19 protein-coding genes are annotated in these 21,640 nt (G+C 43.1%); 9 read left to right on the top strand and 10 right to left on the bottom strand.

Annotation, left to right across the window (positions count from 1 at the left end; translation table 11 throughout):
- Positions 1-84 precede the first annotated feature (84 nt).
- Positions 85-465: a LysM peptidoglycan-binding domain-containing protein gene (locus EQY75_RS04000; protein WP_129603081.1), complete on the top strand. Its 381-nt coding sequence runs from the start codon at positions 85-87 to the stop codon at positions 463-465.
- A gap of 32 nt (positions 466-497) precedes the next feature.
- On the opposite strand, the gene cmk is transcribed toward EQY75_RS04000, so the two are convergent.
- Positions 498-1,187, bottom strand: a complete 690-nt coding sequence (cmk, locus tag EQY75_RS03995) for a (d)CMP kinase (protein ID WP_129603079.1) — start codon at positions 1,185-1,187, stop codon at positions 498-500.
- Between the two features lie 76 nt (positions 1,188-1,263).
- Positions 1,264-3,714: an endopeptidase La gene (gene lon, locus EQY75_RS03990; protein WP_129606936.1), complete on the bottom strand. Its 2,451-nt coding sequence runs from the start codon at positions 3,712-3,714 to the stop codon at positions 1,264-1,266.
- A gap of 217 nt (positions 3,715-3,931) precedes the next feature.
- On the opposite strand from lon, the gene EQY75_RS03985 reads away from it, so the two are divergent.
- Genes EQY75_RS03985 through EQY75_RS03970 form a run of 4 tightly spaced genes read left to right on the top strand, consistent with a single transcriptional unit; the run spans position 3,932 to position 6,852 of the window.
- Entirely contained in the window at positions 3,932-4,489 is a 558-nt protein-coding gene (locus EQY75_RS03985; RefSeq protein ID WP_129603077.1) for an RNA polymerase sigma factor, read from the top strand.
- On the top strand, positions 4,486-5,037 hold the full coding sequence (locus EQY75_RS03980; protein ID WP_129603075.1) for a hypothetical protein: 552 nt from the start codon (positions 4,486-4,488) through the stop codon (positions 5,035-5,037). Before EQY75_RS03985 ends, EQY75_RS03980 begins: the two co-directional genes overlap by 4 nt.
- A complete protein-coding gene (locus EQY75_RS03975; protein WP_129606934.1) occupies positions 5,018-6,106 on the top strand; it encodes a DUF4097 family beta strand repeat-containing protein in 1,089 nt (362 codons plus the stop codon). The genes EQY75_RS03980 and EQY75_RS03975 overlap by 20 nt, the downstream gene beginning before the upstream one ends.
- A gap of 17 nt (positions 6,107-6,123) precedes the next feature.
- Positions 6,124-6,852, top strand: a complete 729-nt coding sequence (locus EQY75_RS03970) for a head GIN domain-containing protein (protein ID WP_129603073.1) — start codon at positions 6,124-6,126, stop codon at positions 6,850-6,852.
- A 31-nt stretch (positions 6,853-6,883) separates the two neighbouring features.
- On the opposite strand, the gene EQY75_RS03965 is transcribed toward EQY75_RS03970, so the two are convergent.
- The 6 genes from EQY75_RS03965 to EQY75_RS03940 all read right to left on the bottom strand — a co-directional run bounded on the left by EQY75_RS03965 (position 6,884) and on the right by EQY75_RS03940 (position 17,099).
- Positions 6,884-8,203, bottom strand: coding sequence for an MFS transporter (locus tag EQY75_RS03965; RefSeq protein ID WP_129603071.1), 1,320 nt, complete (start codon positions 8,201-8,203; stop codon positions 6,884-6,886).
- Between the two features lie 69 nt (positions 8,204-8,272).
- Entirely contained in the window at positions 8,273-9,085 is an 813-nt protein-coding gene (locus tag EQY75_RS03960; RefSeq protein ID WP_129603069.1) for a M48 family metallopeptidase, read from the bottom strand.
- 31 nt (positions 9,086-9,116) lie between these two features.
- Positions 9,117-11,516: a glycoside hydrolase family 31 protein gene (locus tag EQY75_RS03955; RefSeq protein ID WP_129603067.1), complete on the bottom strand. Its 2,400-nt coding sequence runs from the start codon at positions 11,514-11,516 to the stop codon at positions 9,117-9,119.
- Positions 11,517-11,614: 98 nt separating this feature from the next.
- A complete protein-coding gene (gene glgB, locus EQY75_RS03950; protein ID WP_129603065.1) occupies positions 11,615-13,510 on the bottom strand; it encodes a 1,4-alpha-glucan branching protein GlgB in 1,896 nt (631 codons plus the stop codon).
- Positions 13,511-13,527: 17 nt separating this feature from the next.
- Positions 13,528-15,162: a maltokinase N-terminal cap-like domain-containing protein gene (locus tag EQY75_RS03945; protein ID WP_129603063.1), complete on the bottom strand. Its 1,635-nt coding sequence runs from the start codon at positions 15,160-15,162 to the stop codon at positions 13,528-13,530.
- Positions 15,163-15,164: 2 nt separating this feature from the next.
- Positions 15,165-17,099, bottom strand: a complete 1,935-nt coding sequence (locus EQY75_RS03940; RefSeq protein WP_129603061.1) for an alpha-1,4-glucan--maltose-1-phosphate maltosyltransferase — start codon at positions 17,097-17,099, stop codon at positions 15,165-15,167.
- A gap of 224 nt (positions 17,100-17,323) precedes the next feature.
- Between EQY75_RS03940 and EQY75_RS03935 the strand changes: the two genes are divergently transcribed.
- The 4 genes from EQY75_RS03935 to EQY75_RS03920 all read left to right on the top strand — a co-directional run bounded on the left by EQY75_RS03935 (position 17,324) and on the right by EQY75_RS03920 (position 20,358).
- Positions 17,324-17,890, top strand: coding sequence for a collagen-like protein (locus EQY75_RS03935; RefSeq protein ID WP_129603059.1), 567 nt, complete (start codon positions 17,324-17,326; stop codon positions 17,888-17,890).
- Positions 17,891-17,994: 104 nt separating this feature from the next.
- Entirely contained in the window at positions 17,995-18,504 is a 510-nt protein-coding gene (gene msrB, locus EQY75_RS03930) for a peptide-methionine (R)-S-oxide reductase MsrB (RefSeq protein WP_129603058.1), read from the top strand.
- 158 nt (positions 18,505-18,662) lie between these two features.
- The gene (lpdA, locus tag EQY75_RS03925; protein WP_129603056.1) at positions 18,663-20,054 is read left to right on the top strand and encodes a dihydrolipoyl dehydrogenase; all 1,392 of its coding nucleotides are present in this window, start codon (positions 18,663-18,665) and stop codon (positions 20,052-20,054) included.
- A gap of 10 nt (positions 20,055-20,064) precedes the next feature.
- On the top strand, positions 20,065-20,358 hold the full coding sequence (locus tag EQY75_RS03920; RefSeq protein ID WP_129603054.1) for a DUF3817 domain-containing protein: 294 nt from the start codon (positions 20,065-20,067) through the stop codon (positions 20,356-20,358).
- Positions 20,359-20,512: 154 nt separating this feature from the next.
- On the opposite strand, the gene EQY75_RS03915 is transcribed toward EQY75_RS03920, so the two are convergent.
- Positions 20,513-21,097: an HD domain-containing protein gene (locus tag EQY75_RS03915; RefSeq protein ID WP_129603052.1), complete on the bottom strand. Its 585-nt coding sequence runs from the start codon at positions 21,095-21,097 to the stop codon at positions 20,513-20,515.
- 13 nt (positions 21,098-21,110) lie between these two features.
- Positions 21,111-21,629 (bottom strand): Pycsar system effector family protein, encoded by a 519-nt coding sequence (locus EQY75_RS03910; RefSeq protein WP_129603050.1) that lies wholly within the window; start codon positions 21,627-21,629, stop codon positions 21,111-21,113.
- Between the last annotated feature and the right edge of the window lie 11 nt (positions 21,630-21,640).

Genomic DNA, 21,640 nt, shown 5'->3' with positions numbered 1-21,640 from the left:
TTAACAATTTAACCGCTTCGTCCCCGTATCCTTATAGATTTCGTATCTTTCAAGGCAATATTAAAACCTATTAAATAGTAAACAATGAGCGTAAAAGACAAGTACCAGGGAGTTCTTACCCTAGGAGAAAAATTGGGGATCGCAGACGGGAAAGTAAGCGAGGAAAATGGAGTGTTAAAGGTTAAAGGAGAAGCCAAAACACAGTATGAAAAAAACCTCTTATGGGATAAGATAAAAGAAATAGGGGGAGACAACCCTTCTGATATTAAGGCTAATATAACCGTAGCAGATGAGGACGTTTATCACAGACACGTAGTGAAGAGCGGTGAATCTTTAAGTAAAATTGCCAAACATTATTACGGGGACCCTATGAAGTATAAGCAGATTTTTTCTGCTAACACCGATATTTTAAAAAATCCGGATGTAATCCATCCCGATCAGGTGTTGGTGATCCCAAAAATATAAATTGAAAAAGGCGCCCTCAAGCGCCTTTTTTGTTACTCCTTAATTTTCTCTTCCGCCAGAGCTAGCGCGCGTTTAAACTGCTCGTCCTGATTCAGTTTAGAATTGTCCAGTACTACCGCATCCTCTGCTTTTTTTAAAGGAGAAAACTTTCTATGCGAATCGATATAATCCCGTGCCTGTACATTTTCAAGGACTTCCTCAAAACTTATATCTGCCCCCCTGTCCAGCAATTCCTTGTACCGTCTCGTTGCCCTTATGTCGGGGGAGGCCGTCATAAATATCTTCAACTCGGCTTCCGGAAAAACCACAGTTCCTATATCGCGACCATCCATTACCAGACCTTTGTTTTTTCCCATCGCCTTTTGCAAAGCCACCATTTTCTCTCGAACTTCGGGAACCACAGAAACCTGACTTACGAATTGGGAAACTTCAAGCGTGCGGATCTCCTTTTCTACATGTCTCCCATTGAGATACATCTCTGAAAATCCAAGAGATGCATTGTACTTAAATTCCAGATTTAAATTGGGAAGTTCGCCGATTAAGGTACTTTTCTTGAATCCTGCAGGCCCGATAAGGTCATTTTCAATGGCAAAAAGGGTTATGGCCCGGTACATGGCCCCGGTATCCACATAAATATAATCCAGGGCTTTCGCCAACTGTTTCGCCATTGTACTCTTCCCTGTGGAAGAATACCCGTCAATGGCGATGATTATTCTTTTCATGTGCTAAAAATAAGGAGATTGAGTGAACTGAGGCCTCCTAATTTAGATTTAGTCATTGTATACCCAATGAGTGCTGCTATAATTTCTTGGCGTTTCTCACCTTTTGATTGGTAATTGCCAGGTCGATGACTTCACTCATATCGGTAACATAATGAAATCTGAGACCTTTCAGGTATTCTTCCTTGATCTCCAATATATCCTTTCTGTTGTCTTCACATAGAATGATGTCCTTGATGCGCGCTCGTTTGGCCGCCAGAATCTTCTCCTTAATCCCTCCAACAGGCAAGACCTTGCCCCTGAGGGTAATTTCCCCGGTCATCGCCGTACTTTTCTTTACTTTCTTTTGAGTAAAGAGGGAAACCAGAGATGTCAGCATAGTAATTCCGGCACTTGGCCCGTCTTTGGGGGTAGCCCCTTCAGGAACGTGAATATGCACATTGTATTTGTCGAACACATCGGCGTCTATCCCAAATTTATCTGCATTTGATTTGATGTATTCCATGGCAATGGTGGCCGATTCCTTCATTACCTTCCCGAGATTTCCGGTAATATTGAGCTGACCTTTTCCTTTAGACAGGATCGACTCGATAAACAGTATATCTCCCCCAACACTGGTCCATGCGAGTCCGGTTACAACTCCGGCAACTTCATTATTCTCATATTTATCACGTTCGAGTCTCGGGGGGCCTAAAACTTCCTCAACCACTTCGTTAGTCACTTTTACCTGGTACTCTTCCTCTATGGCTATTGATTTGGCAGCGTACCGAACCATTTTAGCGATTTGTTTCTCCAGGGTTCTTACCCCGGATTCACGCGTATATCCTTCTACAATCTTCTCGAGTTGTCGTTTACCAATTCGCAGGTCCTTCGCCTTTAAACCATGCTCTTTAAGTTGCTTGGGCAAAAGATGCCTTTTTGCGATTTCTACTTTTTCCTCAATGGTGTATCCCGTGACGTTTATGATCTCCATTCTGTCCCTTAGGGCGGGCTGAATGGATGAAAGATTGTTGGCTGTTGCTATAAACATCACCCTGGAGAGGTCATAGCCCATTTCCAGGAAATTATCGTGGAATTCATTGTTCTGTTCAGGATCGAGAACCTCAAGCATAGCCGATGATGGATCTCCCTGGTAACTGCTCGATAATTTGTCGATCTCATCAAGAATAAAGACCGGGTTAGAAGTTCCTGCCTTTTTAATACTCTGTATGATCCTGCCGGGCATCGCCCCTATATACGTTTTACGGTGACCCCTTATCTCTGCTTCATCGCGCAATCCACCGAGCGACATCCTTACGTATTGCCTACCCAGGGCTTCGGCTACCGACTTCCCCAAAGAGGTTTTACCAACCCCGGGAGGTCCGTACAGACAAAGGATAGGAGATTTCATGTCATTCCTCAACTTCAATACTGCCAGGTATTCAATAATTCTTCGTTTAACGTCTTCCAGGCCGTAATGGTCGCGATCCAGGATCTTTTGGGCCCTTTTAAGATCAAATTTATCCTTGGAAAATTCTTCCCAGGGCAGTTCCAAAAACAGGTCGAGGTAATTTCTTTGAATACTGTACTCTGCTACCTGCGGATTCATACGCTGCATCTTGGCCAGTTCTTTCTCAAAATGGGTACTCACCTTCTCACTCCATTTTTTCTTTTTGGCTTTGAGGCGCATTTCTTCGATCTCCTCATCGTAGGAAGCACCACCTAGTTCTTCCTGAATGGTCTTCATCTGCTGATGCAGGAAATATTCACGCTGTTGCTGGTCGAGGTCGCTTCTCACTTTAGACTGTATGTCTTTTTGCAAGGCGAGCTTCTGAAGCTCAACATTCATATGCTTAAGCGTAGCAAGAGCCCGATCCTTCAGATTGCCAATTTCAAGAAGGGTTTGTTTCTCCTTCACACTGAGGTTGAGATTTGAAGAAACAAAATTGATCAGGAAAGAATTACTGTTTATGTTCTTGATTGCAAAGGAGGCCTCACTGGGAATATTCGGATTGTCCTGAATAATCTTTAGTGCTATATCTTTAATTGAATCAATTATAGCCAGGAACTCCTCTCCCTTCTGATCTACATCCTCTTCACTCACTTCCCTGATAGTCGCTGTCATATAGGGTTTCTCCGTTAGGACTTCAGCAATTTCAAATCGCTTTTTACCCTGAATGATAACTGTAGTATTCCCGTCGGGCATTTGTAAAACCCTGAGTATCCGTGCTACCGTACCCATGGTATTGATATCTTTTACCCCGGGATCTTCAGTTTCCTCATCTTTCTGTGATACTACCCCAATGGCTTTTGATCCTTTGTTGGCGTATTTAATAAGGTTGATGGATTTATCACGTCCGGCAGTTATTGGTATTACCACACCCGGAAATAATACCGTATTTCTCAAAGGTAGAATGGGAAGGGTCTCGGGAAGTACCTCATTCCTCATTTCCTCCTCATCCTCCGGAGTTAAAAGAGGTATTAATTCAGATTCGTCATTAATATCCTGCAACGACATATTGTCAAATTGTATAAATTTTGCGTCTCCCATAGTTCTTTGAACCGTCATTCTGTCATTTACAGATGATCGGCTTTTAGTTTCATTTGCAATTTTTTTATTCTCACCATTAGGAAGAACCTGATCTTCAAGGTTTTTCATCGGTTTAAGACGTCTATAAAGGTCAATTCCCATGCCAAGAAGTCAAAATTTATAGAAAAACTGTAACAATGAGTAAATTGAGCTATCTATATAACAAATCGAATACTTTTTGAGCCAAGTAGGAGAACATACTGAGACCTTATTGCAATTGTGTCTGAAGGGAGACCAACGGGCACAGATGGAGATCTATAAAAGATATTACAAAGCGATGTATAATACGGCATTGAGAATAGTAAAAGACAGCGCAGAAGCGGAAGATGTTATGCAGGAATCGTTTCTAAACGCCTTTACAAAGCTCCATACTTTTAAAGGTAATGTGGCCTTCGGGGCATGGCTCAAGCGAATTGTCATTAACAAAAGCCTGGTGAGCTACCGGACGCGTAAGAAGAAGAATGAAGTATCCCTTAATGAAACACTTTACAAGGTCAGGGATAATGATGTATCTGAGGCGGTTGATGTTGATACAGAACAATTGGCTCAACAAGTTTTGACAACGATGAAATCGCTAAAAGACAATTACAGAATTTCTCTGACCTTACATTTAATTGAAGGATATGATTATGAAGAGATTTGCGGTCTGATGGATATAAGTTATGCCAATTGCAGAACCATGATCTCAAGAGCAAAAGAAAGTTTACGTAAAAAATTGGATCCCGTTAGATCATGAAAAAGAGCGACATAGAAGATGTATTTAAAAAAATATCCCCGGTTTTAGATCGGGAAGAACCAACGGCAGGGCATCAGGATCGATTCCTGGAGAAGCTACAAGGACAAAATACCCCTGCAACCCGTGGAGTATCCTGGTGGAAACCCCTTGCCATTGCAGCCTCTGTAGCGCTGTTGTTTGGCCTGTTTCTAGGGTCTCTGTATCAGAATCCTACGGCCGACGAAACACTAGCCGAGATGGGCCCAGAAGTTTCAAATACAGAGCTTTATTTTGCAGCCGTTATTGAAGAACAACTCACCTTGCTACAGCAGCAGGATGGTCCGGAAGCAAATAAAATAATTGCCGATGCCATGGATCAATTGGCCTTCCTGGAGGCAGATTACAACCAAATGAGAACCGATTTGCTAGAAGGTGGTGATTACAAGATCATCCTTAGTGCGATGGTTCAAAATTTTCAAATGCGTATAGATCTTTTAAAAGATGTAATGCAAAAAGTAGAATCAATTAAAAATCTTAAAGAACAAAATGATGAAAACTTTACCCTTTAAAAAGCTATTCCTTTTTTTATGTGCCTTACCGCTTCTGGCTGGTGCCCACGGGGATCCTATGAAAGGAAAATACACCAAAGAAAAGACCATTAAGAAGGAGTATTCAGTAAATGCTGATGCCGTACTTAAAGTGTCTAACAGTTACGGAAATATTTCGCTGGCTTCCTGGAACGAAAATCGCGTCGTCATTGAAGTTGTAATCAAAACCAATGGGAACAACGAAGAAAAAGTGCAGGAGAAACTGAACGAGATCACCGTTGAATTTAATGCCAATACCAGTATGGTTTCTGCAGAGACCCTCTTTAATAAAAACAAAGGATGGAACTGGAATTGGGGCAAGAAAGATCAGGTTAGTATGCAGATCGACTATACGATTAAACTTCCTGTTAAGAACAGTATAAACCTGAGCAATGACTACGGCAATATCACTCTGGACCGTATCGATGGTTATGCCAAAATAAACTGTGACTACGGCAGGCTGCAGATCGGGGAACTCAGAGGAAGAAATAATGACCTGCGTTTTGATTATACTTCAAAGTCGTTTATCGGCTATATGAATAGCGGTGAAATCAGGGCAGACTATTCCGGTTTTACGCTCGAAAAAGCAGGGAACCTGGTAATCAATGCAGATTATACTGACGCTAATGTTGGGGAAATGGGTAATTTGGAATACAATAACGACTACGGCAGCCTGGAAGTAAAGAGCGTAGGCAATGTCTCAGGCAACGGAGACTACGTCAATGTACAGCTCGGTGAAGTTCATGGCAATGTCGATATCAATGCGGATTACGGAGGAATTAAGATCGATGAAATGGCTTCCGATGCCGGCAATGTCAATATTAGAACAGATTACACCGGAATTAAAATCGGTTACAATTCAAATTACTATTTCGACTTCGAGGTCACTGCTGAGTATTCCGGTTTCAGTGGAAAGGAAGATCTCGAGATTTTGGTTAGCCGGGAAAAAAACAGTGACCGTTATTACAAGGGATATTATGGCAAGGAAAATAGCGGGAACCAAATTTCTATCTCGAGTGAGTACGGTAGTGTAGCCTTTATAAAACGATAAACTCAAAAAACACAAAAATGAAAAAAGTACAAATTCTATGCATGATGCTGATCTTCGCAAACATTTCATGCGCTCAATGGGGTAAAAAAGTGAAAGGAAATGGTGAAGTGGTTACCATAGAACGCATCACCGGAGATTACGAAGGTGTCTCAGTGGGTGGATGGTTCGATGTGGAGCTCGTTTCCGGAAAAGAAGGTTCTGTAAGTATTAAAGGAGAAGAGAACCTGTTAGAATATATCATCACCGAAGTTAAAGATGGTAGATTGGTTGTGAAAGTAGAAAAAGGGATCAACCTTCAACCTTCATCATGGAAATCAGGAGGCATTTCTGTCACCATACCTGTTGAAGAGATTAACTACTTAAGTATGTCCGGTTCAGGAGACCTGGAAGGGCGTACGGTGCTGAAATCATCAGATTTCAAAACAAGGATGTCGGGTTCGGGAGACATGGAGGTAGAGCTTGAAGTTGAAAATCTCGAAGTAACTGTTTCGGGATCAGGAGATATGAACCTCAGTGGAAATACCGATACTTTAGAAGTTCAAATTTCAGGTTCAGGTGATGTACATGCCTATGAGCTGGAAGCTAATCACGTCAGTGCTACAGTTTCCGGTTCCGCCAACATCAGGGTTACCGCCAGGGAATCCCTTAAGGCGAGGGTTTCGGGATCAGGAGATATCTCCTACAGGGGAAATCCTGAAAAAATAGACAGTAAAACGTCTGGTTCTGGAGATATTTCGAAAGGATAGAACTACTGAGTTTAAAATCTAAAAGGCCCCTCTATGCAGGGGCTTTTTTATTGACCCTGAGGAGCAGAAACGCCCCGAGGATAAAGAAGATTGCTAAAAAGATGGTCGCATTACGCATACTCCCCGTAAATTGAGCCACAACACCGTACAGAAATGTACCGATGATAATGCCAATCTTCTCAGAAACATCGTAAAAACTAAAAAAAGATGCTGTGTCCTTGGTTTCCGGAAGGAATTTGGAATAGGTAGATCTAGACAAGGCCTGAATTCCACCCATCACCACTCCCACGCAACCGGCCGCGATGTAAAATTCAGTCGGACTTGTTACATAATAGGCGTAGATACAGATCCCGATCCATAGGAAATTAATAACAACCAGCGTTCTGATATTGCCAAAATGCTCAGAAGCTCTGGCGGTAAAGGTGGCTCCTATTACAGCCACTAATTGAATCACCAGAATACTGACTATAAGTCCCACTGTACGCTCTTCACCTGAACCCCATTTAATCTCTTCCTCCCCGAAATAGGCCGCTATCAGCATAACCGTTTGAACAGCCATACTGTAGACGAAAAATGCTCCCAGGTATCGTTTCAGTCTTTGTTGTTCTCCCAGCTGTTGCCATACCCCTTTAAGCTCCCTGAAACCATTCAGGATAACGCGAGTTCGTGGCCCTTTTCTTTTGTTGCCTTTAGGCAGGTGATAAAAAGTGTACTGACTAAAAAGTATCCACCAGATTCCTACCGAAGCAAAGGAATATCGCATAGCAAGAAGCTCTGCCCCCTCCCCTTCAATCCCAAAAGTGGCCGGCTTCATCACCATTGCGAGGTTGATTAGCAAAAGGATCACACTTCCAATATAGCCCATGGAGAAACCTTTGGCACTTATCCTGTCCTGCTGCTCGGGGTAGGCAATATCAGGCAGGTACGAATTATTGATGGCAAAACTTACCCAGAAGCCCACCAGGCCAAAGAAATAACAAATAAGACCCGCCTCTATATGTTCCAGAGAGAACCAGTACAAACCTATACATGCAATTCCTCCCATATAGCAGAAGAATTGCATAAAGACCTTTTTATTTCCAAGGTAATCAGCAATTCCGGAAATAAAAGGCGTGATGAGCGCTATACATACAAAAGCCAGGGAGGTGGTATAACTGATCAGGGGCGCCCTTGCAATCTCGCCTCCGAAAATGCTGATCTTTTCGATCCCCGCAATCCTGAATAATGCCCCGTAGTAAATAGGAAAAATGGCTGAGGCAATTACTAGACTGTAGACCGAATTAGCCCAGTCGTAAAACGCCCATGCATTGAGTAATTTCTTGCTTCCTTTTACCAGGATAGTTCGGGCCATTGCATTTCAATATGATTAGATCACAGGCATTGATTACTATTTGCAGATCGATAAAATAATTGCAATCACCTATTGAAAACTCGTCACGCCAAATTTTTTGGCCTCTTCTTTAGCCAGCGGTGCCCAATTTGTGAGGTTGTTGATACGCGTATCATTGGAAGGGTGAGTACTTAAAAATTCGGGAGGTGCCTGACCACCGGAATTCGCCTTCATCCGTTTCCACAATTCCGCAGCTTCGTCCGGGTTATATCCGGCGATAGCCATGATTTGTAATCCAATCCGGTCTGCTTCAGTTTCATGACTTCGGCTAAAAGGCAACATCACTCCTACAGTAGATCCGATGCCATAAGCCTGATTGAAAATGTTTCGTTTCTGAGGATCATCAATTGCGATATTCCCTGCAACTGCAATGCCCTGTTGAATCATCCCGGCACTCATCCGTTGAGCCCCGTGATCTGCCAGAGCATGAGCCACTTCGTGTCCCATAACTACGGCTATCCCAGTTTCATCCTGACAAATCGGTAGGATTCCGGTATAAAAAACAATCTTTCCCCCCGGCATACACCAGGCGTTTACAGTCTCATCCTGCACCAGATTGTACTCCCACTGGTAGTCCTTGAGATAACCCGGATATCCGTTGGCGCTTAACCAGCGTTCAGCCGCCTTGGCAATACGCTGTCCCACAGTAGTAATAGTATTTGCTTCGCTAGTACCGGTAACCACTTTATTCCCCTTGAGAAATTCATCGTATTGGGCAAAAGCTGTGGGAAATATGGAATTGTTCTGATAGAAATTTAAGGTACTTTTCCCGGTGAAAGGATTGGTCTTGCATCCCAGTATTCCGAAGAACACTAAAATAATCAGATATAGCTTCTTTTTCATTTTAAGGTCTTTGGGTGGAATTTACAAAAAATCACTTACCGATAATATGCAGGGTCGTAAATTCTTTGGTTACATGTATGGTATTGCTGCCGTTCATTTTGACATCTTTCAGAGCAATAGACTCATTATCGAGCTGAATTGACTTAATTTTAAAGGGAAGACCCATCAGGTTGAGTTTAAAGGTCTCATAAGTGGTGATGAAATTCCCATCTTTAAATTGCTGCAAAATGAGTTCATTTTCCTTCCCGGTTAATTTAAAATTCCGAAGACTGAATTCCCCCTTGGTATAGTCATATCCATCCTGAGCATCCTCGTAGATCATGGAATTTTCAATACCGTTTTTGTAATACACGTCGAGTTGGAGTTCCTCAATTTTCAATTCTCCAACGTATTGTTGAACAGGGTATTTTGGGATAATTGCTCCCTCTTTGATAAAAATCGGGATCTTGTCAATATCGGCATCAACCCATTTTTCTGAACCCCCTTCCACAGTTTCGTTAGTCCAGTAATCGTACCATGTACCCCTGGGGATATACATTCGTCTACCTTTGGCATTTGGCTCCTGTACGGGGCAAACGAGAATTTGTTCACCAAAAATAAATTCATCCGTACGGAAATGCGTCTGCTGGTCCTCCTGATCGTGATAAACCAGAGGTTTGATCATCGGGATACTTTCCTTGTAATACCTGTAAAAACTGGTGTAGAGGTAAGGCAGTAACTGATATCTTAATTCTATAAATTTTCTTACAATATTGGTGACCTCCTTGTCAAAAGACCAGGGTTCCTGATCTCCATGATCCCCACTACTATGAACTCGGCAGAAGGGATGGAAAATTCCCAATTGTATCCAGCGCGCAAATAATTCCCCGTTGGGCTGTTCGGCAAACCCGCCAATATCGGTTCCCACAAATGACATCCCACTAACGCACATGCGCTGTACCTGAACATTGGCGATCCAGAGGTGTTCCCATGTAGCAACATTATCCCCCGTCCAGGTTGAAGCAAATCGCTGTGTTCCTGAATATCCGGCTCTGGTAATAACAAAAGGTCTTTTGGGGTAAACGTATTTCTTTACGCCTTCGTAAGTTGCCCTTACCATTTGCATCCCGTAAATATTATGCGCTTTTCTGTGACTACAGGGATGCCCGTCAAAATCGTGCCTTGTATCCAAAGGCGCCGTTTTCGTGGGCACTTCCATTACGGCTGGTTCATTCATGTCGTTCCACACAGCGTGGGCACCTACTTCCGACATCAATTCTTTATAGAGTCCGGCCCACCATTCTCTGACTTCAGGATTAGTATAATCAGGGAAGTTGCATTGGCCCGGCCAAACTTTTCCGCTCATCAGCGGTCCGTCTCCCCGTTTGCAGAAATAATCGTTCTTTATAGCCTCCTGGTAAACCCAATAATCCCGGTCTATTTTAATCCCCGGATCGATCATGACCACGGTCTTAAATCCGTCTTCATTGAGTTCCGAAATCATCTTTTTGGGATCAGGAAATTTCGTTTTATCCCAGGTAAAGCACCTGAATCCATCCATATAATCGATATCGAGGTATATGGCATCACAGGGAATCTTCAGCTTTCGAAACTTACTGGCAATCTGCTTTACCCTGCTTTCAGGAAAATAACTCCACTTAGACTGGTGATAGCCCAGGGCCCATAACGGCGGCAATTCCGGCGTACCGGTAAGGTCGGTGTACGATCTAACCACACGCGACATATCAGGGCCGTAAAAGAAATAGTAATTCATCTCCCCGCCTTCAGCCCAAAAACTCGTTACGTTCCTTCGCTCATGAGCAAAATCGAAGTGGGTTTTAAACGTATTGTCAAAAAATAACCCATAGGCCTTGTTCTGATGAAGGCCAATGTAAAATGGGACTGCTTTGTACAATGGATCCTGATCCTTGCCAAAAGCGTATTGGTCAGTAACCCAGTTATGTACTCTTTTCCCTTTCAGGTTAAAGTGGGTCGCCTTGTCACCCATCCCGTAAAAACTTTCACCGGACTGGGTAATCTTACTCATTTTTACAGAGTTACCACCGTAGGTATAATTCTCTTCATAGTGGAAGCCCAATTCATCTTCATTGATTATGTTTCCTTCGAGATCTGAGATCTGCACACGCATTGATTTCTTGTCTACCAGGACTTTTACTTTTGCCGTGCTAATGAGGTATTCCGTATCGGTCTCCTCTGCCTTGAGGTCTTTATATCCCCTGGGGGCGTCCGGACTTATAGCATAGGAGAAATCGGGTTCCATAACGTGATCGGTAGCGTAGCGAAACCTGATGGTACTATTCCTGATAACCGTTATCTCTAGAATAACGCCATTCTGGGTAGTGAAGTAAAATTTATCGGAATCCTTTTTAAAATCAACTATTTGGTCAGGGTAAAGATTTCCCTTGTATTCTAACTCTGTATTAGTGATCATAGGTTTTTCTTAACAATGCGCAAAAGAAAGACATTCAACTTAAATTGTAAAATGATCTTGTTATCATTTATAAACTACATCGATATAGCTGGCCGTTATCAAAGAAAAACAACCATCCCAAGTGGAGGAATCGTTACTTCAATAGAGTGATCCTTCCCGTGCCAGGACTTTTTTGAAGTTTTTCTGATGGTATTTTTTGACCCACTTCCGCCATATTTCTTGGCGTCAGTATTAAAAACCTCCTTGAATTGTCCACTTCTGGGAACTCCTATTCTGTATTTTTCCCTGGGTACCGGCGTGAAGTTACAGGCTATCACCAGATCATCTTCTTCCTTGTGCCCCTTTCGCATATAGGTAAGAACTGAGTTCTCGTGGTCTCCGTAATCAATCCATTGAAAACCTTCAGAGCTAAATTGCTTTTCAAACAGTGCCGGATGATCGCGATAAAACTTATTGAGATCCTTAACCAATTGACGTACTCCATCGTGGAATTCGTATTGCAAGAGATGCCAATCCAGACTTTGTTCGAAATTCCATTCGGAAGATTGACCGAATTCAGCGCCCATAAACAGCAGATTGGTGCCGGGATGGGTAAACATATATCCAAACAATAATCTCAGGTTGGCAAAGCGTTGCCACTCGTCTCCCGGCATTTTGTAAAGGAGGGACTGTTTCCCGTACACAACTTCATCATGAGAAAAAGGCAACATAAAGTTTTCCGTAAAGGCGTAAGTCATGCTAAACGTAAGATCGTTTTGATGATGCCTGCGATAAACAGGTTCTTTTTTAAAATACTCTAGACTATCGTGCATCCATCCCATCATCCACTTCATCCCAAATCCAAGACCTCCAATACTCACAGGTCTGGAAACCATAGAAAAAGATGTAGATTCTTCAGCAATGGTTTGCACTCCCTCAAAACTCTTGTATACTTCTTCGTTTAATTCCCTGATGAGGGAAATGGCTTCAAGGTTTTCATTATTTCCGTAAATATTGGGTTCCCACTCTCCTTCGTCCCTGGAATAATCGAGGTAAAGCATGGAGGCAACGGCATCAACCCGCAGCCCGTCTACGTGGTACTGGTCTAACCAGAATAATGCATTGCTGATCAAAAAGGCCCGAACTTCATTCCTGCCGTAATTAAAGATCAGAGATTTCCAATCCGGATGGTAACCCCTTCGCCTGTCGGGATGTTCGTAAAGACTAGAACCATCAAAAAAGCCCAAACCGTGTGCATCCTCCGGAAAATGCGAAGGTACCCAGTCTAAAATCACCCCAATGCCATTTTGATGCAGGGTATCAATTAACAATTTAAGGCCTTCAGGTTCACCAAATCTGGATGTTGGCGCAAAATATCCGGTTAACTGATATCCCCAGGACGGATCGTAAGGATATTCCATCACCGGCATAAATTCCACATGAGTGAAATTCATTTCTTTGACGTAGGCCACAAGGTCTTTAGACAGTTCCTCGTAGGTCAGGAACTCATTTTTTTCGTTTTTCTTCCACGATCCCAAATGAACTTCATAGACGGAATAGGGAGCGTCCAGACTGTTTTTTTCCTTACGGGTGTCCATCCATTTTTTATCCTTCCATTTGTAGGTTTTATCCCAGACTACGGATGCTGTTTTTGGAGGTTGTTCCGAATAACGGGCGAATGGATCCGCCTTTTCTGTCTTGATATCCTGATTGTGCGAATGGATCTTGTATTTATACTTCGTTCCCGGCTTTACTCCGGGGATAAAACCTTCCCAAATGCCACTGGCATCCCAGCGGACATTGAGTTTGTGGTCGCCCTCGAGCCAGTAGTTAAAATCCCCTACTACGGAGACGGCTTTTGCCGATGGGGCCCAAACGGCAAAGTAGGTGCCTTTTTCCCCGTTTACTTCCATGGGGTGCGATCCTAATTTTTCGTAGAGTCGGTAATGTTTACCCGATTTAAACAAATTGATGTCGAATTCGGAAAATACACTGTGGGGTATAACGTTGCCCATGTTTGTCTTATTAGTTGTTAGTTAGTTTTGTTCAAAATACTCATGATGCCCTGCAGTGGAATCACCGCCCATAATGGTCTGGAATTCATTTCATACCCCAGTTCATAAACCGCCTTTTCCAGCATGCAGTATTTTAGGATGAAAATGCGTTCCTGACTGTATCCAATATTGATATTTTGCTTTTGAATAAGGTCTACATAGGTTTCCATAAAGACCCCAACAAAATAACGGTATAAAATCTCACCTGCCTTAAAGAGTTCTCCCCGCGAATACGGGTAGCTGTCCTCATTGTTAAAAATGGTGGCGTAAACGGCGTAATGAAAAGACCGGAACATTCCTGCCACATCTTTAAGAGGCGGTTGTTTTACTTTTCTATCCCGGATCGTGCTTTCGGGTTCTCCCTCAAAATCGAGTAAGTAAAAATCGTCATCCTTCACAAGGACCTGTCCGAGGTGGTAGTCCCCGTGAACTCTGAGTCGCTCTCCTTTTAACTTTGTCCAGTCGAAATCCACAAATCGTTTCCTGATTTCATTTTTACGCTCCAGAAATTCTTTAGCCAGGTCCAGGGAAAGATCCTTTAAGCGATGTAAATTATTTTCAACCGTATTTAGACGGTTTTGGAATTGATAAAGCAGGCGATTTTTTAGCCAGACCTCATAGTCTCCGGTGAAGTTAGTAGGAGTAAAACCTGTGTCTTCAAATTCAGAACCAAGGGCAATGTGCATTTCAGCAGTCCTCCTGGCCAGGGTCTGCAATTTGAGAAAAACGTTGAGTCCGGCCCAATCTATGATTTGCGGGGGTACGTCATTGATCTTTAATCGGTCGAATAATTGAACATCCGGCAGGTGATCTACATTGATATGCTTATTCTCGAGATTGCTGAATACCTTGTGGAGTTCTTTGAGCATGTAGTCCCAGGCATCCCCCTGGTTAGGGATCAATTCCTGCATCAGGGCGATGGTAACACTTACGTTATCCGTATCGATGATGCTCAGACTGCCCTGATATGGCGGAGTATTCTTATAGCCTTTGCGCTCTGAGAGAAAACGACTCATCTCATAGTCGGGGTTTTTATCGGCATATATCCTGCGGAAGAATTTGATAACCGATTTCCCGTTGATAATGATAGAGGTATTACTCTGTTCCATGCCCATGAATTTGGAAGATTCGTAGGGTTCCCCGTTAAAATTAAGACTGTGGTGGTATTGAACCCGGGTAGTATCATTGAGTTCGGCAGTGATGATCCTTTCATAGACGAGCTTTCTGAAGGCTTCCAGGTTAAGGGCATCTATGATAAAGCCCTCCTGTCCTTTTATGCTCAAAGGAAGAATGCGGTCTTTTTCGGCAAAAGATTCATCAGAAACAAAGGCGATAGGCAGAAAATAATGTTGGTAGAACGCCTCTTCAAAATTCACCTCCAACAGCAGGCCGTAGTAGACTTCCCCTTTCTGCTGAATACGGAAGTATTCCTGTAATTCTATATATTTAAGCTTGCTGCTTTTCCCGCCGTACCAGCGCTGCTTTACCACGTATTCTTCCAGTATTTCTGAGAGAAAGGCCGAAATAAACTTCTTGTCATCCATCAGGGCTTCCCACTCTACGTCAAAAGTGTAGGGCGCCTGCAGAGAAGATTCCTGTTTTTTATTGGGCATGGTTATTTTTTAATTTGAAATACATGGAAGGGCAAGCTCGGAGGGAGTTCAACAAAATTCCATTCGTTGTACCAAAGGTAACTATTGTCCGTGACCAGATCGCGCATCTGAATAGGTTTTCCTGCTTCGACACCCAAATCACCTAGCGGGAGTTGGACCATCCCCTGTTGTGCGTAATAGGAGTCGAGATTAATCACCACCAGGATCTCATCGCTTCTGTCGTCATTCCATTTGTAAAATGCGATCAGTTTGTCGTTGTCGATTCTACAGAACCTGATATTATTTGTTTGCTGTAAGGAGGGGTGATCTTTTCGAAGATGATTCAGTTTGGTTATCAAATAAGTGATCTTGTTTTCAATTGACCAGTCCCAGAACCGCACTTCGTATTTTTCTGAATGCAGATATTCTTCCTTCCCAGGCATAGCCTCAGAGACCATATATTCGAACACAGGACCATAAATACCCAGGTTTCCACACAAGGTAGCGGCAAGGGCATAACGAATCAGATGCATGCTCTCATTGGCCCCTTGCAGGTGGTACGGATTGATATCTGGGGTATTTGGCCAGAAATTCGGGCGGTAATACTCCTTCATATCCGACTGTGTAAGTTCGGTGACGTATTCTATAAGTTCGTGTTTGTGCACCCGCCAGGTAAAATAGGTATAGGACTGTGAAAAGCCCTGTTTGGCCAATTGCTGCATCACTTTTGGCCTGGAAAATGCTTCCGCAAGGAAAAGCACATCCGGATGATCCTTTTTTACTTCTTCAATCAGCCAATTCCAGAAATAATAGGGCTTGGTGTGCGGATTGTCTACCCTAAAGATTTTGATACCGAAACTGATCCAATGCAGGGTGACATCAAGGAGTTCTTGCCATAGTTTTTTATACTCTTTTGTTTCGAAATAAAAATTGACGATGTCCTGATACTTCTTGGGCGGATTTTCAGCGTACTGCATAGTTCCGTCGGGCCTTTTTCTGAACCATTCGGGATTGGAGGTGATATAGGGATGGTCAGGGGCCGCCTGGAAGGCCAGGTCCATGGCCACTTCGAGATCAAATTCAGAGGCTTTTTTAATAAAGTCTTTAAAATCCTTTTCAGATCCGAGTTCAGGGTGGATGGATTTGTGTCCTCCGTGTTTTGAGCCAATACCCCATGGAACACCGCTGTCTCCCTCTTCTGCCTTGGTCGTATTATTTTTCCCTTTTCGGTTTACTTCCCCGATAGGGTGTATTGGCGGAAGATAAACCGTATCAAAGCCCATGGCTGAGATCTTTGGAAATAATCGCTGAGCATCTTTAAAAGTACCGTGTTTGCCTTCCTCTACAGCGGTTGAACGCGGAAAGAATTCGTACCAGGTACTGAAATTTGCCTTTTTCCGGTCTACATAGACTTTAAGAACCGCACTTGAGTTAACTAAATTCTTCAGCGGATGTTTGATGAACATCTCGTGGAGCTTTTTTGAAATTGCTTCCTTAACTGCTGTTTCGTATTTGTCTTTATCCTGAAAAGCTTGAATGAGATCTGAGATGTATTCTTTCTCTTTGCCTTTTAGTTTTTTCTGTAAAACCTTTAAATACTGCACGCCATCCAACAATTCGCTGGTCACAATTTGCCCATCCTTAAGTTTTGCCTCAATGCCGTGTTGCCAATTCAGTGGATTATCAACCCACCCTTCTACCTTGTAATCGTAGTATCCCTGCTTATTTACCTTAAAAATTGCATGGTGTACATCATTGCCTAAATGCTCCATCCGCAATTGGGTAAAAGACTTCTCACTTTCGTGTTTATAAGCCACCTCAGCCTGGATCACATCATGACCATCTCCGAGAACATCGGCGTGAACTATTACTGTTTCCCCTACAACCCTTTTGATGTAATAGGCACCACACTGGAGTTGAGGGTTTACATTTTCGATCACCACTCGCTCTTGTTTCATTGGCATAACTGATTCTTTGGTTTTGGCTAAAAATAGAAAATTATACCGAAAAGAATCTCCTTAAACCTATAAATTTACAGGGGATTTACTATCAGATTTTGGCTATTTTTAAATTTTTGGAACGCTTTTTGAAACCTAATTTCCTATCAAACAATAATTTTTAGAAAATCAAGACAAACCCATTCCGAATTAATTACCAACGGAATCTTAAAATGAATTGAATTATGAAAAAAATCGGACTTATTTTCAGCACCCTAGTAGTTGCCCTTATGATCTCATGTGAAGGCCCTGCAGGACCTCCGGGACCTCCCGGATTTGACGGCCTTGATGGATTAGACGGCCAGGATGGTATTAATATTCTGGGCACTGTCCTGGAAATTGAAGGAACCTTTGATGCAGCTAATGAATACTCCATCTTTTATGAATTCCCGAACACAGTTGAAGTATTTGAATCTGATCTGGTATTCGTTTACATCCTCTGGGACGAAACCGATGATGGAAATGGCGAGTTTGTTGATATCTGGAGACTGCTGCCGCAGACAAGGATCTTAAACCAGGGATTGTTGCAATACAATTACGACCATACCTTCTTTGATGTAAGTATTTTCCTTGAGTCTGATTTTGACCTCAGCACCCTTATGCCCGGCGACACGGACAACCAGGTATTCAGGATCGCTATTGTGCCGGCTGAATACGGACAAACGTCGAGGATGGATCCTTCTAATATCGATGCGATTATGAATCTATTGCAAGTGGAGGAGAAAGACATTACCCGTATAACACTAGATTAATACTAAAGATTTCTTAAGAACCCCCGGAGAATTCTTCGGGGGTTTTTTTATGACTATTTTTGAAAGGAAAAGGAATTCGAATCGACTTTAAAGAAAAATTTGTTATGAAAAAGATTGTATTGATAGGCATTTGCATGCTGGCCATAGGTTGTAAAGGAGTGTCTCAGGAAAAAGACAACAAGGATAAAACGGCCACAGCCGAAGAACAAGAATCAACAACATACGAGGTTTCTAAAACAGAAGCCGAATGGCGCGCAGAACTTACCGATATGCAATTTTATATACTGCGTAAGGCCGGCACAGAAAATCCTGGAAGCAGTGAGTGGTTAAGGAACAAGGAAGCAGGCACTTATGTTTGTGCAGGATGCAAAACACCGGTATTTAGCAGTGAGCACAAATACGATTCCGGAACCGGATGGCCGAGTTTTGATCGTGCTATTGAAGGGAATGTGGCCTATGAAACCGATTATAAGATTGGCTACCCCCGTACTGAGGAGCACTGTGCCGTTTGCGGAGGGCATCTTGGACATGTTTTTGATGACGGACCAAGTGCGACTACCGGAAAACGCCACTGCATCAATGGCGCTGCTCTAGAATTTGTACCGGCAAAATAATCCCATCTATCTCTTATTGAAGTCCTTAAGTTCCTTATTTACGGACAACGTATATGGTTGTTATTTCTTTCAGGGAAAGCGACGGTATTCGTTGAATCGTTTGCAATTGGTTTTGTAACTTTGCCTCCGCACTTATATAGATCCTTAAAGAAAAATAGATGAGCAATTTCGATGTTATTGTTTTGGGCAGCGGACCCGGTGGATATGTAACAGCCATCCGAGCGTCACAGTTGGGAATGAAAACCGCAATTATTGAAAAAGAGAGCCTTGGGGGTGTATGCCTCAACTGGGGTTGTATTCCCACCAAAGCACTTTTAAAGTCGGCCCAGGTTTTTGAATATCTTCAGCATGCAGGCGACTATGGCCTGAAAGTAGAGGGAGCCGATAAAGACTTTGATGCCGTTGTAAAAAGGAGTCGGAATGTCGCATCTGGAATGAGCAAGGGGGTCCAATTCCTGATGAAAAAGAATAAGATCGAGGTCATCAACGGATACGGAAAAATAAAGCAAGGAAAAAAAGTTGTTGTCAAAGGCGAAGACGGAAAAGAAACCGAATACAGTGCCTCGCATATTATCATTGCAACCGGTGCCAGAAGTAGAGAACTTCCGAGTTTACCCCAAGATGGAAAAAAAATTATTGGGTACAGAAAGGCAATGACGCTAGAAAAGCAGCCGGATAAGCTAGTCGTTGTGGGGAGTGGAGCCATAGGGATAGAGTTCGCCTATTTTTACAACGCCATGGGTACGGAAGTCACTGTGGTAGAATTTCTACCTAATATCGTTCCCGTAGAAGATGAAGAGATCTCCAAACAACTGGAGCGGAATTTTAAGAAGTCGGGCATTAAAATTATGACTTCCTCCGAAGTGACTAAGGCCGACACCTCAGGAGATGGAGTGAAAGTAACCGTCAAAACTCCAAAAGGAGAAGAAATTTTAGAAGCAGATGTGGTCTTGTCTGCCGTGGGTATCAAAACCAACATTGAAAATATCGGACTGGAAGAGGTAGGTGTTGCCACAGACAGGGACAAGATCCTGGTGAACGACTACTACCAAACCAACATTCCCGGGTACTACGCCATAGGCGATGTTACGGCCGGACCGGCCCTGGCGCATGTTGCCTCGGCAGAGGGAATCCTCTGTGTGGAAAAGATAGCCGGTATGCACGTGGAGCCATTGGATTACGGGAATATTCCGGGATGTACCTATTGTATGCCTGAAGTTGCCTCTGTTGGACTTACCGAAAAACAGGCACGGGAAAAAGGTCTCGACATCAAAGTGGGAAAATTTCCTTTTTCTGCAAGTGGTAAAGCCCAGGCTTCCGGGAATTCAGACGGCTTTGTAAAGGTCATCTTTGATGCTAAGTACGGGGAGTGGCTCGGTTGCCATATGATTGGCGCCGGGGTAACCGATATGATCGCTGAAGCGGTTCTGGGACGTAAACTCGAGACCACCGGGCATGAGATCCTGAAAACCGTTCACCCCCACCCTACCATGAGTGAGGCCGTGATGGAGGCCGTTGCTGATGCCTACGGGGAAGTAATTCACTTGTAAATAACACTATATGCTTCTTTTAATGCGCCTTTTGGCCATTCTTGAGGGTATCTCATACCTTTTGTTATTTGGTTTTAGTATGCCTCTAAAGTACTGGGCGAACATACGGGAGCCCAATATTTACATAGGCTATGTTCACGGGGTTCTATTTATCTGCTTTATCATTCTTGCTTTTGTCTTTTGCAGGCAACAGGGCTGGGGATTGAGGCGGTATTTTAGCTTTTTCCTGGCTTCTTTATTACCCTATGGCACATTTTATATGGACAGTAAATACCTGATGCCACTTGGGAAGGAAAAGGCTTAAAATATACTATCCGTGTTGGTTATTTTGCTTTTTCTCTCATGTGTGTTGCTTAATACACGGGCATAAAGCCGTCTCCGGCATATTAGGGACTCCACAGCCTAGAGTATTTTATGAACTATTCTCTTACCAAACTAAGGCGTTCGATCACTGACAATTAATTACTCTGCTGATCTCGAATTTCCCGAAGGTGTCCCTGTTTAATTGGCTCCCTGTATTTTTGCGCATAGGTAGTGTGGTAGTTGTGTTTTTGCAGAAATGAGATCTGCTTTTGCCTCCATTCTTCTCTGGTGAGTTCAACCCCAAAGTGTTTTAGTTCCTTGAGCAATAAATTACTGATCTTACCATAGTCGTCGCGTCCCAGATAATCGAGGTCAGCATCACATAATATCTTTTCCAGATGAGTTTTGGGGGTTTGCGGCACTTCTGTCGCCCTAATGAGTCCAACTACCACCCTTCGTTGAACCGGAGAATAACGATAGTCCTTCATCATTTGCAGAGCGATGGTTATTCCGTGTTCTTCGTGATTCTGATAAGATGTCGTAAAGCCCAGGTCATGACAAAGCGCTCCTGTCCTCAGCAACATCGCTTTTTCGCCGTATAATTTTCCTCTGCTGATGTAACCATCACAAACTTTAAGGACGTCTAAAGTGTGTGCCATGCCGTGATAACAGAGATCCTCCGAAAGTTCCGTTTGGAGGATGTGGAGCGCTTTCCTGCGCAATTTCAGATATCGCGTCATGAGCGTGACGTTTTTAGCTTATGATCTGTACGAGCCAAATAATAAGACTCAGCATAGCAAAAATAAAACTCAGGGCAAAGAAACGGAGAGAGCTTTGAACGCTGCCAAACTTTTCAGCGATGATCTTACTCTCGGCATGGATCTGTTGAGCTAATTGTGTATAGAGCTCTTCCTCGCTTCCACAGATTTCCAGTAATTTCTCGGTATACTCTTCGGAGGTACCAAAAGCTTTTACCGCATCCATAAAGAAAAAGACGTTATCGTCATATTTCATTTCCATACGCGGCATAAAACACCTGAAACAATAATAAATGGAGATAAAAACAGCGATTAGCCATAAACCCGCAAAGGCAGTAAACCATCCATTATTTTCAAAGGTAGTCTGGAAGATATCGAGTCGTTCTGCAAAAAGGCCCAGGATCAGGCTGTGAAAGGAGAAGATCACCCCTGCTTTAAATTCGGAGGCTCTGATCAGTTTTTCAAGACGTTCCAGTTGTTCCCAGTAATTGTTCGGATCTTGGCGGCCTATCATATTTTAAATGC

The sequence above is a fragment of the Muriicola soli genome (genome assembly GCF_004139715.1).
Taxonomy (GTDB): domain Bacteria; phylum Bacteroidota; class Bacteroidia; order Flavobacteriales; family Flavobacteriaceae; genus Muriicola; species Muriicola soli.
Note: the sequence above shows the minus strand (reverse complement) of the source record. Positions and strands in the feature narration are given on the sequence as shown.

What these genes read in the sequence shown, in the direction of transcription:
- EQY75_RS03945 (WP_129603063.1), bottom strand. Translation starts at nt 15,162, where the DNA reads ATGCCCAATAAAAAACAGGAATCTTCTCTGCAGGCGCCCTACACTTTT.
- EQY75_RS03965 (WP_129603071.1), bottom strand. Translation starts at nt 8,203, where the DNA reads ATGGCCCGAACTATCCTGGTAAAAGGAAGCAAGAAATTACTCAATGCA.
- cmk (WP_129603079.1), bottom strand. Translation starts at nt 1,187, where the DNA reads ATGAAAAGAATAATCATCGCCATTGACGGGTATTCTTCCACAGGGAAG.
- EQY75_RS03935 (WP_129603059.1), top strand. Translation starts at nt 17,324, where the DNA reads ATGAAAAAAATCGGACTTATTTTCAGCACCCTAGTAGTTGCCCTTATG.
- EQY75_RS03910 (WP_129603050.1), bottom strand. Translation starts at nt 21,629, where the DNA reads ATGATAGGCCGCCAAGATCCGAACAATTACTGGGAACAACTGGAACGT.
- lon (WP_129606936.1), bottom strand. Translation starts at nt 3,714, where the DNA reads ATGGGAGACGCAAAATTTATACAATTTGACAATATGTCGTTGCAGGAT.
- EQY75_RS04000 (WP_129603081.1), top strand. Translation starts at nt 85, where the DNA reads ATGAGCGTAAAAGACAAGTACCAGGGAGTTCTTACCCTAGGAGAAAAA.
- lpdA (WP_129603056.1), top strand. Translation starts at nt 18,663, where the DNA reads ATGAGCAATTTCGATGTTATTGTTTTGGGCAGCGGACCCGGTGGATAT.
- EQY75_RS03980 (WP_129603075.1), top strand. Translation starts at nt 4,486, where the DNA reads ATGAAAAAGAGCGACATAGAAGATGTATTTAAAAAAATATCCCCGGTT.
- EQY75_RS03920 (WP_129603054.1), top strand. Translation starts at nt 20,065, where the DNA reads ATGCTTCTTTTAATGCGCCTTTTGGCCATTCTTGAGGGTATCTCATAC.
- EQY75_RS03960 (WP_129603069.1), bottom strand. Translation starts at nt 9,085, where the DNA reads ATGAAAAAGAAGCTATATCTGATTATTTTAGTGTTCTTCGGAATACTG.
- EQY75_RS03940 (WP_129603061.1), bottom strand. Translation starts at nt 17,099, where the DNA reads ATGAAACAAGAGCGAGTGGTGATCGAAAATGTAAACCCTCAACTCCAG.
- EQY75_RS03970 (WP_129603073.1), top strand. Translation starts at nt 6,124, where the DNA reads ATGAAAAAAGTACAAATTCTATGCATGATGCTGATCTTCGCAAACATT.
- msrB (WP_129603058.1), top strand. Translation starts at nt 17,995, where the DNA reads ATGAAAAAGATTGTATTGATAGGCATTTGCATGCTGGCCATAGGTTGT.
- glgB (WP_129603065.1), bottom strand. Translation starts at nt 13,510, where the DNA reads ATGGGCAACGTTATACCCCACAGTGTATTTTCCGAATTCGACATCAAT.
- EQY75_RS03955 (WP_129603067.1), bottom strand. Translation starts at nt 11,516, where the DNA reads ATGATCACTAATACAGAGTTAGAATACAAGGGAAATCTTTACCCTGAC.
- EQY75_RS03915 (WP_129603052.1), bottom strand. Translation starts at nt 21,097, where the DNA reads ATGACGCGATATCTGAAATTGCGCAGGAAAGCGCTCCACATCCTCCAA.
- EQY75_RS03975 (WP_129606934.1), top strand. Translation starts at nt 5,018, where the DNA reads ATGAAAACTTTACCCTTTAAAAAGCTATTCCTTTTTTTATGTGCCTTA.